Raw genomic sequence first — 13,703 nt, forward strand, 5'->3', positions numbered from 1 at the left:
GGGGTGTTTCGGATGCTAGGGGTTTGTTACTATCCTGAACACTGGGGAATAGAGAAAGTGGAAGAAGATTTCAAAAGGATGAAAGAGCTCGGAATGGAGTACGTGAGGATTGGGGAGTTCGCCTGGAGCAGGATAGAACCTGAGCGTGGAAAGTTCAACTGGGACTGGCTCGACAAAACCCTGGAACTGGCTGAGAAAATGGGGCTCAAGATCGTGCTGGGAACGCCCACCGCTACACCTCCGAAATGGCTCATCGATGAACATCCGGAGATCCTTCCCGTTGATAAAGATGGCAGGATGAAAAATTTTGGTTCCAGAAGACATTACTGTTTCTCTAGCCCTGTCTATAGAGAGGAAGTGAAAAGAATCGTTACTATCATAGCGAAAAGGTACGGGAAACACCCGGCGGTTGTCGGCTGGCAGACGGACAACGAGTACGGCTGTCACGATACAGTGAGGTGCTACTGTCCGAGGTGCAAAAAAGCCTTCCAAAAATGGCTGGAAAGAAAGTACGAGGGCGACATAAAGAAATTGAATGAAGCGTGGGGAACAGTGTTCTGGAGCCAGGAGTATCGATCCTTCAACGAAATAGAGCTTCCGAATCTCACCCCTGCCGACCCGAATCCGTCGCATCTTCTCGATTACTACAGGTTCGCTTCCGACCAGGTGGTGGAATTCAACAGGATTCAGGTGGAGATCATAAGGGAGTATTCGCCGGAAAGATTCATCACACACAATTTCATGTCCGGTTTCACAGATTTTGATCATTACAAACTCTCGAAAGACCTGGATTTCGCGACCTGGGACAATTACCCGCTCGGACACACCCTCGTTTTTCTGAGAATGAAGGGTGAGACAAAAAATCCGTTCGACAGAGTGGGACACCCGGACATCATCTCATTCTCGCACGATCTGTACCGGGGAGTGGGCAGAGGAAGATTCTGGGTGATGGAACAGCAAGCAGGACCTGTGAACTGGGCTCTTTACAATCTCTGGCCTGCCAAAGGAGCAGTGAGACTCTGGACCTGGCAGGCGTTCGCACATGGCGCAGAAGTGGTCTCCTACTTCAGATGGAGGCAGGCACCTTTTGCGCAGGAGCAGATGCACTCTGGACTTCTGGCACCGGATTCAGCACCTTTCCCTGGGTACCACGAGGTAAAGCAGGTTTTCGAAGAGCTAAAAAACATCGATATCAAAGAGCCGGTAAAGAGTGAAGTGGCGCTTGTCTTCGATTACGAAACGGCGTGGGTCTTCTCCATACAACCGCACGGCAAAGGGGTGAACTACCTCGATCTTGTCTTCAGATTCTACAGTGCCCTCAGAAGACTTGGTCTGAACGTGGATATAGTAGCTCCCGGATCTTCACTGGATGGATACAAAATGGTCGTTGTTCCAAGCCTTGCCATTGTGAGGGAAGAGGTTCTGGACATGTTCAAAAGATACGGCGGTCTTCTCGTATTTGGCCCAAGAAGCGGAAGCAAAACAGAGACATTCCAGATACCACCAGAAATGCCTCCGGGTCTTCTCAAGGAGCTCATACCCGTTGAAGTGAGACAGGTTGAAAGTCTTGGAGATAACGTTGAAACGCTTGTCTGGAGCGGTAAGGAATATCCTGTCTCGATATGGAGAGAGGATGTGGACCCCACCATCACGGAAGTTATTGCAAGATTCAAAGATGGTTTTGGAGCCATCTTCCGGAAAGATAACGTGTTTTACCTTTCTTTCTGGCCCGACAGAGAATTTCTTGTAGATTTCTTTGAGAAATTCTCAAAAGAAGTGGGAATTGAAATAAAAAGACTGCCAGAAGGAGTACGCATTCAAAGGAGAGGTGAATATGTTTTCGCTTTCAATTTCACCTCTGAGGAGGTAGATTTAGAAATACCAGCGAAGGTTCAGATAGTTCTAGGAGATCAAAAGATTCCTCCCTACGGACTGCTGCTGTGGAAGGAAACCGAACACTGAGGGGTATCCAGTAGATGGAAGCGTTGATATCGGGAAAGAATCTGAAAGCTTATTACGTACTTGACCTTTGGGGTAGTAAAAAAAGCTGTTGATAATGTGAGCCTTGACATACTACCTAATGAAATTTACGGCATAGCTGGTGAATCGGGATGTGGAAAGTCCACGCTTTTGAAAACCTTGCTTGCTCTTCTCGATCCACCACTACGTCTGATGGATGGTGAGTTGTTGTACAACATAGAAGAAAAACCTACGAATGTAGCATTGTTAAAAAGTGAAGCAACAAGGAGATTGAGGTGAAGTTTTATTTCCTACATTCCGCGCAAAGATCAATGCACGTGCTCAACCCCATAAAGCGAGTGAGGGATACGTTCATAGAAATTCTGAGCAGTTACGTTAAAAAGCAGACTAAAGAGTTTCTCGACCTTGCGGTTCAGCATTTGAAGGATCTTGGCCTTCCTGAGAGGGTTTTGAACATGTTCCCACACCAGTTGTTGGGAGGTATGAGACAGAGAGTTACCATAACACTCGCCATCGTCCTGAAACCACGCGTCATATTCGCTGATGAACCGACGACGGCACTCGATGTGGTGGCTCAACGAGCTGTTATGCAACTGATGAGAAAGATTCAAAATGATCTAAAAAACACTGTTGTTCCGGTGACACATGATATGGGGGTTCACGCCCAGATCACAACAAGGATGGCGATCATGTACGCAGGAAAGTTCGTGGAGGAGGGCTCTACGCTGGAAATTTTCAAAAATCCTCTCCATCCTTACACACGTTATCTGATACAGTCTCTTCCAGCGATCGGTGATAAGAAACTAAGGTCAGGAATTCCCGGGTCACCACCCTCGTTGGTGACGCCTCCACCGGGGTGCAGATTCCACCCGAGGTGTCCACATGCTACCCAGAGATACGGGGAAGAAGGACCACTTTTAAAGGAGATAAAACCGGGTCATAAAGTAGCTTGTTTTTTAATGGAGGGGTGAAAAATATGCCCTATGAATGGGAAAATCTACAACAGCTTGTAAGTGAAGGAGCGGAGAAGCCTCACACCTCTTTCATACCCTATTTGAACCCGTTCAGCGGGGAATGGGAGTACCCTGAGAAATTCATCTCTTTGAACGGGAACTGGAAGTTCCTATTCGCAAAAGATCCCTTCGAGGTGCCGGAGGATTCCTTTTCAGAGAGCTTCGACGACTCGAACTGGGATGAGATAGAAGTTCCAAGCAACTGGGAGATGAAAGGATATGGAAAACCCATCTACACGAACGTGGTGTATCCATTTGAACCGAATCCTCCTTTTGTCCCAAAAGACGATAATCCGACCGGGGTGTACAGAAGGTGGATCGAAATACCTGAGGGTTGGTTTAAAAGGGAAATCTTTCTTCACTTCGAAGGTGTTCGATCCTTCTTCTATCTGTGGGTGAACAGGGAGAAAATCGGTTTCAGCAAAGACAGTTGCACGCCCGCTGAATTCAAACTCACCGATGTTCTAAGACCAGGGAAGAATCTGGTCGTCGTCGAGGTTCTGAAGTGGAGTGATAGAAGCTATCTCGAGGATCAAGACATGTGGTGGCTTTCCGGGATATACAGAGACGTTTATCTGTACGCGCTGCCGAAGTTTCACATCGGGGACGTGTTCGTGAGAACGGATCTGGATGAAAGTTACAGAGACGGAAAGATCTTTCTAGACGTGGAGATGAGAAACCTTGGTGAGGAAGAGGAAAAAGACCTTGAATTAACACTCATCACACCAGATGGAGAAGAAAAAACACTCGTGAAGGAGACAGTAAAGTCGGAGGACAGAGTTCTTTCCTTTGCCTTTGACGTGCAAAATCCGAAGAAGTGGTTCACAGAGATACCGCACCTGTACGTTCTGAAACTGAAACTGGGAGAGGGCGAAAAGAAGGTCAACTTCGGATTCAGGAAGATAGAGATAAAAGACGGAGTACTTCTTTTCAACGAGAAACCTCTCTACATAAAGGGAGTGAACAGACACGAGTTCAATCCCGACAGGGGTCATGCGGTAACAGTGGAGAGGATGATTCAGGATATAAAGCTCATGAAGCAGCACAATATAAACACAGTTCTCACATCGCACTATCCGAACCAGACGAAGTGGTACGATCTGTGTGACTACTTTGGACTCTACGTGATAGACGAGGCAAACATTGAATCCCACGGAATCGGTGAAGATCCTGAAGTGACACTCGCGAATAGGCCGGAATGGGAGAAGGCACATCTCGACAAAATCCAGAGGATGATCGAGCGTGACAAGAATCATCCCAGTATCATCTTCTGGTCCCTCAGGAACGAAGCGGAAGATGGAGTGAATTTCGAAAAGGCAGCGCTTTGGATAAAAGTAGGAGACAACACGCGGCTTATCCATTACGAGGGAACAACAAGGAGGGGAGAATCGTACTACGTCGATGTTTCCTCTCTCATGTATCCGAGAATGGACGTTCTTCCTGAGTACGCTTCAAAGAAGAGAGAAAAGCCCTTTATCATGTGTGAATACGCGCACGCGATGGGAAACAGTGTGGGAAATCTGAAGGACTACTGGGACGTGATAGGAAAGTATCCGCACCTTCATGTAGGGTGCATCTGGGACTGGGTGGATCAGGGGATAAGAAAGAAGGGCGAAGACGGAAAAGAATTATGGGCATACGGTGGTGACCTCGGTGACACACCGAACGACGGAAACTTCTGTATAAATGGTGTGGTACTACCCGATAGACCACCTGAGCCGGAACTTTACGAGGTGAAGAAAGTCTATCAGAAAATCAAAGTGCGCCATATTGCAAAAAACACCTACGAAGTGGAGAACAGGTACCTTTTCACAAACCTTGAGATGTTCGATGGTATCTGGAGAATCAGAAAAGATGGAGAAGTCATCGAAGAAAAAAACTTCAAGATCTCTGCTGAACTCGGAGAAAAACGTCTTTTGAGAATACCACTTCCGGAAATGGACGATTCTGAGTATTTCCTCGAGATCAGTTTCTCCCTTTCTGAAAATACCCCCTGGGCAGAAAAAGGTCATGTTGTGGCGTGGGAACAGTTCCTTTTGAAAGCACCGGCATTTAAGAAAAGGTCTGTTTCAAATGGAGTATCACTCAGGGAAGATGGAAAACATCTCACCGTTGAAGCAAAAGACACGGTGTACGTCTTCTCAAAACTTACAGGTCTTCTGGAACAGATTCTTCACAGAGGAAAAAAGATCCTGAAAAGTCCCGTTGTTCCCAACTTCCGGAGGGTTCCAACCGACAACGATATCGGAAGCAGAATGTCGCAGAGGCTCGCCGTCTGGAAGAGGGCATCAAAAGAGAGAAAACTCTTCAAAATGCACTGGAAAAATGAAGAGAACTGTGTCACCGTCCAGAGTGTTTTTCAGCTTCTGGGAAACAGCTGGGTGTACATAACATACACCGTTTTTGGAAATGGAGACATCCTTGTGGACCTTTCTCTGATTCCCACTGAGGGTGTACCGGAGATTCCAAGGATCGGCCTTCAGTTCACGGTCCCTGAAGAATTCAGCACTGTGGAGTGGTACGGAAGAGGACCGTACGAGACCTACTGGGACAGAAAAGAAAGCGGACTTTTTGCAAGGTACAGAAAAGCTGTCGGTGAGATGATACACAGGTGTGTCAGACCACAGGAAACGGGGAACAGATCGGATGTGAGATGGTTCGCACTTTCCGATGGTGAAACAAGACTCTTTGTGTCGGGCATGCCACAGATAGACTTCAGCGTCTGGCCCTTCTCCATGGAGAATCTCCAGAGAGTGCAGCGCATAAACGAACCCTCAGAGGGGGACTTCGTCACCGTGAATGTGGACTTCAAACAGATGGGACTTGGAGGAGACGACAGCTGGGGTGCACTACCACACCTTAAATACAGGTTCCTTCCAGAACCTCACAGATACTCGTTCAGAATGAGAATGAGTGAAGAGACACCAGACTGGAAAATTCTTCCATCGTTTCCTGAAGTCCTACAGGACGAGATGACCTCGGAGGACATAATACCAGAGGGTGAAACCCTGAATGTGAGTCTTTTTTTTCTGAACGATACGCCGCTGAGCAAGGAAGAACAGGTAGTGATCTTTGTTGATGGAAACGAGCACTCGGTGAAGAGAGAGAGGTGATTCCTCCCTCCAAGAAGGAAGATCTGGTGTTCAAAGTGAAGGGATTAAAGAAGGGTGAACATCTGATACATACGAATCTGAACACAAGAAAAACCATCTATGTGAGGTGATCTGTGTGGAAATATTCGGAAAAACCTTCAGAGAGGGAAGATTCGTTCTTGAAGAGAAAAACTTCACGGTTGAATTCGCGGTGGAGAAGATACACCTTGGCTGGAAGATCTCCGGCAGGGTGAAGGGAGATCCGGGAAGGCTTGAGGTTCTTCGAACGGAAGCACCGGAAAAGCTACTTGTGAACAACTGGCAGTCCTGGGGACCGTGCAGGGTGGTAGATGCCTCCTCTTTCAAACCACCTGAGATAGATCCGAACTGGAGATACACCGCTTCGGTGGTGCCTGATGTACTTGAAAGGAACCTCCAGAGCGAATATTTCGTGGCTGAAGAAGGAAGGGTGTACGGCTTTTTGAGCTCGAAAATTGCTCATCCTTTCTTCGCTGTGGAAGATGGGGAACTTGTGGCTTATCTTGAATACTTCGATGTCGAGTTCGACGAATTTGTCCCTCTTGAACCTCTTGTTGTACTCGAAGATCCCAACACTTCCCTTCTTCTAGAAAAATACGCGGAACTTGTTGGAATGGAGAACAATGCAAGAGTTCCAAAACACACACCCACTGGATGGTGCAGCTGGTATCACTATTTCCTCGATCTCACCTGGGAAGAAACCATCAAGAATCTGGAACTTGCGAAGAGTTTCCCGTTCGAAGTTTTCCAGATAGACGACGCTTACGAAAAGGACATAGGCGACTGGCTCGTAACAAAAGGAGACTTTCCATCAGTGGAAGAGATGGCAAAAGTTATAGAGGAAAACGGATTCATCCCGGGTATATGGACCGCCCCGTTCAGCGTTTCTGAAACTTCCGATGTATTCAACGAACATCCGGACTGGGTTGTGAAAGAAAACGGAAAGCCAAAGATGGCTTACAGAAACTGGAACAAAAAGATATACGCCCTCGATCTTTCGAACGATGAGGTTCTGAACTGGCTCTTCAATCTCTTCGCATCTTTGAGAAGGATGGGCTACAGATACTTCAAGATCGACTTTCTCTTCGCGGGTGCTGTTCCAGGAGAGAGAAAAGAGAGCATGACACCGATTCAGGCGTTTAGAAAAGGAATGGAGACGATCAGAAAAGCGGTGGGAGAAGATTCTTTCATTCTCGGATGCGGTTCTCCCCTTTTTCCCGCGGTGGGATACGTCGACGGCATGAGGATAGGACCTGATACCACACCGTTTTGGGGAGAACATATAGAAGACAACGGAGCTCCCGCTGCAAAATGGGCGCTGAGAAACACCGTAACAAGGTACTTCATGCACGACAGACTGTGGCTGAACGACCCTGATTGTCTGATACTGAGAGAGGAGAAAACGGATCTTACACCAGAAGAAAGAGAACTCTACTCGTACACATGTGGGGTACTCGACAACATGATCATAGAAAGCGATGATCTCTCGCTCGTCAAGGATCACGGAAAAAAGGTTTTGAGCGAAACACTCGAACTCCTCGGTGGAAAACCACGGGTTCAAAACATCATGTCGGAGGATCTGAGATACGAGATCGTCTCGTCTGGTACTCTCTCAGGAAACGTCAAGATCGTGGTCGATCTAAACAGCAGGGAGTACCACCTGGAAAAAGAAGGAAAGTCCTCCTTGAGAAAAAGAATAGTCAAAAAAGAAGACGGGAGAAACTTCTACTTTTACGAAGAGGGTGAAAGAGAATGATGGAACTCAGGTACAATCCGCTCACAGATGAATGGGTAATCGTTTCGGCGGCCACACAGAAAAGGCCGGTGCAGCCATCGAAAACTGAGTGTCCCATCTGTGTTGGAGGCCTCGAACTTCCCGAAGAGTACGACCTTGTCACTTTCGAGAACAGATATCCCTCTCTGAAAAAAGATCCACCTCCTGTGGACTGGAAAGAAAAGGGACCTTTCAGGAAAGAAGAGTCCCGAGGTGTCTGTGAGGTGGTCGTCTACACCTCGGATCACAACACAGCCCTTCCTGGCATGCCTTTGAAGCAGATAGGAAAGCTCGTTGAGATGTGGGTGGACAGAACAAGGGACCTTTCTCAGCACACCTTTGTGAAATATATCTTTATCTTCGAAAACCGTGGAAAAGAAGTCGGTGCCTCCCTTCCACACCCACACGGTCAAATATACGCGTTTCCCTTCCTTCCAAAGAGAATAGAAGTGAAGATGAGTGCGATGAGGAAATGGTATGAAGAGAAAAGGGAGTGCCCTATCTGTGAGATCTTGGAGAACGAAGGAGAGGAGAGAAAGGTTTACGAGACGAAGTATTTCCTCGCTCTCGTTCCTTTCTATGCACGCTTCCCGTACGAGGTGCATATCTATCCAAAGAGGCACGTGAGCACTCTTCTGGAGTTCTCGAAGGAAGAAAAGAAAGAGTTCGCAAAAGTTCTCAAGGTGGTGACTGCAAAGTACGACAAACTATTTGATCAGGAATTCCCCTATATGATGATGTTCTTCCAGGCACCTTTCAACGGAGAGGATGTGTCTCACTTTTTCCACTTCCACGTGGAGTTCAATCCACCGAAGCGAGACAAAGATAAACTGAAGTGGATGGCAAGCGTTGAGACGGGTACATGGGCGTTCATAAACCCTGTCGTTCCCGAAGAAGCAGCGAAACAGCTCAGAGAGACGGAGGTGGAGATATGAAAGTGAAGGCACCAGGAAGAATAAACATCATCGGGGAGCATACTGACTACAACGACGGTTACGTTCTGCCGTTTGCGGTGAACAGGTACGTGTTTCTCTCGATCGAAGGCTCAGATAGATTCATCTTCCACTCAGAGAACATGAACGAAACGGTGGAGATGGAAAGGATAGAAAAACTCAACAAATGGACGGATTACATCTCGGGGGTCATTGCTTCTTTTGAGAAAAGAGGCTACAGGATGTCTCCTGTTAAAATCTCCGTTTCTTCCAATCTTCCCATGGGAGCGGGTCTTTCCAGTTCCGCTGCTCTCGAGGTGGCAAGCGCTTACGCGATTTCAGAGTACTTAGGTTTCAACGTTCCAAAACTTGAACTCGTGAAGATTGCTCGTGAAGCCGAAGTGGAGTTCGTGGGAGTCAGGTGTGGCATCATGGATCAGTTCACTTCCGCTTTTGGAAGGAAAGACCACGCGATCTTTCTGGATACGATGACTCTCGAGTACGAGTACGTTCCTTTGAAACTGAAGGGTTACGAGATCAACCTCGTCGATTCGAATGTGAAACACGCACTCTCCTCTTCTGAGTACAACAAAAGAAGACAGGAGTGTGAAGAGGTACTGAAGGTGCTTGGGAAAAAGAGCTTTCGAGAAGTGACAAAAGAAGATCTCGAAAAGCTTTCAGGCACTCTGAGAAAGCGGACCCGGCACGTGATCGAAGAAAACGAAAGGGTTCTAAAGAGCGTTCAGGCTTTGAAAGAAGGAGATTTTGAAACCCTTGGAAAACTGCTCTTTTCCTCTCATGAGAGTCTCAAAGACCTGTACGAAGTTTCCTGTGAGGAAACGGATTTCATCGTGGATTATTTGAGAGGAAAAGAAGGTATCCTCGGCGCGAGGATGGTCGGCGGCGGATTCGGTGGAGGAGTTATCGTTCTTTCGAAGAAAGGGGCTTTTGGGAAAGTAAAAGAAGAGCTGGCAGAGTCTTATAGGAAGCGTTTTGGAATAGATCTCACCTTCCACGAAATAGAGAGTTCAGACGGTGTTCAAAAAATCTAAGGGGGCCATGAGCTCCCTTTTTTGTTAAAATGAAGTTGGTATTTCCAGGTTCAGGGGGGGGTCTGCGATCTTTGTTTATTTGAAATACTATTTTCCATCCATAATGGTGGCGACCGCTCTGTTCATTTTGATATTCTTCATCTTCTTCTACGCTGTGAACGTGGAAGGATATCTGATCGAATCGTGGACAGCTGTGAGTGAATCCGGAGAAACAGGAACCCTGGGGTCCACGTTTGACAGAATGTTTTCACAGCCTTCCACAATCTTCCTCACCACCAGAATTGGAAGATCTGAACTACCATATCAGGACAGGTTGTACCTCTATATTCCACAGATGTACCGCTCTTATCTTGCTGTCTATGTCAATGGTGTGAAAAAAGGAAGTTGTGGTTTTGCAGAGAAAAGGGCCGGCTACTTCTGGAATCAACCAGTGATATTCGAACTTCCCGACGATTTCAATGAGATCACCTTAGAGGTGAGCGGTCTTTATAGAATTGGAACGGGTTCTGGTGTGTACATCATCCCATACCTGGAGACGAAAAAATACAGATTACTTTCGTTCATGACCAGGGTGATGATCCCACTGGCTATAGGTATGGCGCTTTCCATAGGGGTAGTACTGATTCTTTTATCAACGTCTCTTTCTTCTTCAGATGAGAGAAAATCTTACATTTACTTTGGAATGGCGGGTCTTCTTGCGGCCATCTGGTTGTTTGATTTGATCGACTACTCAAATATGGGATCTGTGGCTTTTCTGCTTTTCTTCAGAAAAACTGCGGTCAGTTCCGCGTATCTGGGGTTTTACTTTCTTGTGAAAGGTTTTTCGAAGATGTACAACAATAAAAACGGATTTTTTGATAGATTGATTCTCTTTCTCGATGTTTCAGCTGCTGTTGTGTTCTGGCTGGCACCTGATCTGATCACCATGGAAAAGTTCATAAGCACAGTGGCGATTGTGCTTTTTGTGAACGCTTTTTATTTTGTCTTCCAACTTCCAGAGATTCAATCTAAAGTTCTGGTGAGTTCTATTTTGTTTTTCATGACCTGCGTCGTGCACGATGGACTTGTAATAGGCTTTGGAATAGATAATTTGAAACTTCTCTCCAACTACGGAATAGTATCCATGTTCATCGGTTTCACGTATGTTTTGGTTATCCATTACAGAGATATATTGACTCGACTCACCATTACTCACACGAAAAGTCTCACAGATCCTCTCACGGGAGCCTACAATCGAGGAATCCTTGCAGAGCTTCAGTTCAGTGGGGACGAAACTTTTGTTTATGTAGATCTGGACAACTTCAAAAAGATCAACGATACCCACGGACACGAAATCGGTGACGAGATTTTGAAGACCCTCGTTCAAACAATAAGGAAGAATGTGAGGCAATCTGATGTCGTTGTGAGAATGGGAGGAGACGAATTTCTCGTGATACTGAGAGGATGCAAGCCGGAGAAAGCACAGGAAATCTTCCAGAAGATACTGATTGAATTCAAAAACAGCCATCCTCTTCAGTCGGAGTTTTCCTACGGTGTGGTTCTCTTTAAAGAAACTCTTGAAAAAACACTGAGAGAAGCCGATGAATTGATGTACAGGATGAAGGATGTTAAGAAGGGGACATTGAAATAAAAAAATGGCTCCGGCGGCAGGACTCGAACCTGCAACCACCTGGTTAACAGCCAGGCGCTCTACCGATTGAGCTACGCCGGAACCTCCAGGGATAATTGTACTACATACTCTCTCGAATTTCAAGTGGGATTGATGGTAAAATGAATGAAAAAATTGAAAAAAGGTTGATATCAGGCCCCGATGACTATTTTTCTTACCGGTTTTGGAAGGATCCGTGCCAGTTTCAGCAAAATTTCCATGAACATTAAAGAAAACATCACCATGATAGTCACCCAGCACCACTTGGGAAGATCAACAAAAGAGTCGAGAAACACGTAGAACATCCATTGAAACGGCATGTGAATCATGAAAAGAAGGAAAGAATACCTTCCCATCCTTTTCAAAAAAGGCAGATTAACTTTTTCAGCTAGCCAGGTTAACACTTCTATACTGTAGATTCCCAAAAACACTCCTGTGAGAGAAAACTGATCGATTCCCAGGAGTGTATGAAATTTTCCGTACGCGTTCCAATACTCCAGAGATCCGATCACAAAGAAAAAGACATATAGGAACAAAAACAACTTCCTTGGTTTTCTCTTCTTTCTCTCGGCAGCGTCTTTGTATCCTATCAAAAATGGAAAAAGCCAGTGAACAGGATTGAGATAAGTGATCAACGCACCTTCTATGGGAGGAAGGAGTCTGTCCTTCGTGAGAAACCAGAAACTCACGAAGGAAGAGTTAACAACAACTCCGGCGAAGGAAACCGGCAGAATCTTCCTCGGATCTTTTATGAAAATCGATATCAGCAGCAGAATCATTACAACCAGTACGAAATAGTACTGCCACGATCCTGTGAAAGAAAAGATAGTGATCAGATATTTTTTGAGTATTGAATCGTCAACGCTGAAAACCCTCTTTGTCACCCAAACGTTTGTGTATTTTCCATTTAACAACATATAAACAAGGAAAGAAAGAGAAGCCCAGAAGAGATAGAAGTGAAAGAAGGTAGAAGCCTTACGAATAATCCTCAAAGGGTTCTTTTTCACCCTTCCCTGTGAATAACCAAACAGATATACGAAAACAAAGACAGAAGGGCTCACGAATCTGAGCAGAGGAACGAGAAAGGTGAGGTCTCTGTACACCCCAACGATGGCGTGTCCCGTTAAAACGAACAGAATCAAAAGTCCTCTCAACGACTCCAAGTTTCTCACCTCTGATAAAATAGTATCGAAAGGAGTGAAGAACTTGAAGAACCAACACTTTGCCCTGCTGTATCTTGTTCTGTTTCTAGTACTCGCGAAACTTTCCCCTTTTATTATAACCGCCCTGATAATGGGGCTGTATCTTTCGATAATTATCGATTACATTGCACGCTTTTTGGGGGTATTCATAAAAAAACCGCGTGTTCTTCCTCGCGTGATATCGAACGTTCTGGTTTTCCTCACGATAGCTTACTCAGCTGTCAATTTCTTTCCGGTGATCGTAAGAGAAGCGCAGAAGGTTTTTTCTGAGATAGACAGAATAAGATCGGGTTTGGAGAACATCGACATACCCGGATGGTTGTCTTCCGTATTGAACAACATCAGCACATCCTTCTCGGAAGGAGCGCTCTCGTTTGTGAACAAAATCATAGGCTACGTTCCTTCTTTCGTAACGGCTGCAATACTCATAGTGATCACCGCTTTTATCGTGTCTTCATTGAAGAGACTCATAAGAAAAAATGTACACTACCTGTTTCCCACGAATCCCAGTGATGGTAGAGAGTTCCTGAAGACTACTTACACCGAGTTCGAAAGGTTCGTGGGTGGTCAGGTGCTCGTTGCAATATTCGTTGGTCTGTTCGTTGGCTTCGGTGCTTTCATTTTCAAAATACCGAGTGCGTTCTTTCTGGGAATGCTTGCTTTCGTGACGGATTTTGTCCCGTACCTTGGAGTGGTGATATCTGCTATTCCTCTTCTAATGCTCGCCTTCTCCGTTCATGGCCTGAGCGGTCTTCTCATAGGAACGATCATCCTCGTCGCAGCGAATCAACTGGAAATGTGGGTGCTCGCTCCAAAGATACAGAGTAACACCTTGAATGTTCACTGGTTCATTATTCTGATCACGATTCTCATTCTCGGCGATCTTTTCAGTTTTGGTGGCGTTCTAATTGCGCTTCCGTTTCTGATATTCCTGAAAAACTTCTGGAAGCAGTACGTGATGGGAGGCTGAG

General features: G+C 46.0%; 7 protein-coding genes, 1 tRNA gene and 2 pseudogenes. 8 read left to right on the forward strand and 2 right to left on the reverse strand.

Annotation, left to right across the window (positions count from 1 at the left end):
- Positions 1 to 12: 12 nt before the first annotated feature.
- The 7 genes and pseudogenes from MC24_RS05585 to MC24_RS09860 all read left to right on the forward strand — a co-directional run bounded on the left by MC24_RS05585 (position 13) and on the right by MC24_RS09860 (position 11,512).
- A complete protein-coding gene (locus MC24_RS05585; protein WP_038053332.1) occupies positions 13 to 1,962 on the forward strand; it encodes a beta-galactosidase in 1,950 nt (649 codons plus the stop codon).
- Between the two features lie 14 nt (positions 1,963 to 1,976).
- Positions 1,977 to 2,951: pseudogene (locus MC24_RS05590) on the forward strand (ABC transporter ATP-binding protein).
- A 5-nt stretch (positions 2,952 to 2,956) separates the two neighbouring features.
- Positions 2,957 to 6,216: pseudogene (locus MC24_RS05595) on the forward strand (glycoside hydrolase family 2 TIM barrel-domain containing protein).
- A 5-nt stretch (positions 6,217 to 6,221) separates the two neighbouring features.
- Complete coding sequence (gene galA / locus MC24_RS05600; RefSeq protein WP_038053335.1) at positions 6,222 to 7,880, forward strand: alpha-galactosidase; 1,659 nt, start codon at positions 6,222 to 6,224, stop codon at positions 7,878 to 7,880.
- Positions 7,877 to 8,833 (forward strand): galactose-1-phosphate uridylyltransferase, encoded by a 957-nt coding sequence (gene galT / locus MC24_RS05605; RefSeq protein ID WP_038053338.1) that lies wholly within the window; start codon positions 7,877 to 7,879, stop codon positions 8,831 to 8,833. The genes galA and galT overlap by 4 nt, the downstream gene beginning before the upstream one ends.
- Complete coding sequence (locus MC24_RS05610; RefSeq protein ID WP_038053341.1) at positions 8,830 to 9,882, forward strand: galactokinase; 1,053 nt, start codon at positions 8,830 to 8,832, stop codon at positions 9,880 to 9,882. Before galT ends, MC24_RS05610 begins: the two co-directional genes overlap by 4 nt.
- A 79-nt stretch (positions 9,883 to 9,961) precedes the next feature.
- Positions 9,962 to 11,512 (forward strand): GGDEF domain-containing protein, encoded by a 1,551-nt coding sequence (locus tag MC24_RS09860; RefSeq protein ID WP_235280320.1) that lies wholly within the window; start codon positions 9,962 to 9,964, stop codon positions 11,510 to 11,512.
- 5 nt (positions 11,513 to 11,517) lie between these two features.
- On the opposite strand, the gene MC24_RS05620 is transcribed toward MC24_RS09860, so the two are convergent.
- A tRNA-Asn gene (locus MC24_RS05620) sits at positions 11,518 to 11,593 on the reverse strand.
- Between the two features lie 89 nt (positions 11,594 to 11,682).
- The gene (locus tag MC24_RS05625) at positions 11,683 to 12,693 is read right to left on the reverse strand and encodes an acyltransferase family protein (RefSeq protein WP_038053348.1); all 1,011 of its coding nucleotides are present in this window, start codon (positions 12,691 to 12,693) and stop codon (positions 11,683 to 11,685) included.
- Between the two features lie 43 nt (positions 12,694 to 12,736).
- Between MC24_RS05625 and MC24_RS05630 the strand changes: the two genes are divergently transcribed.
- Entirely contained in the window at positions 12,737 to 13,702 is a 966-nt protein-coding gene (locus tag MC24_RS05630) for an AI-2E family transporter (RefSeq protein ID WP_038053581.1), read from the forward strand.
- The last annotated feature ends 1 nt before the right edge of the window (position 13,703 follow it).

It is taken from the genome of Thermotoga sp. Mc24 (assembly GCF_000784835.1).
Taxonomy (GTDB): Bacteria; Thermotogota; Thermotogae; order Thermotogales; family Thermotogaceae; genus Thermotoga.

Bases quoted from the DNA above. Each gene is read 5' to 3' on its own strand.
- galT (WP_038053338.1), top strand. From the start codon at position 7,877: ATGATGGAACTCAGGTACAATCCGCTCACAGATGAATGGGTAATCGTT.
- MC24_RS05585 (WP_038053332.1), top strand. From the start codon at position 13: ATGCTAGGGGTTTGTTACTATCCTGAACACTGGGGAATAGAGAAAGTG.
- MC24_RS05610 (WP_038053341.1), top strand. From the start codon at position 8,830: ATGAAAGTGAAGGCACCAGGAAGAATAAACATCATCGGGGAGCATACT.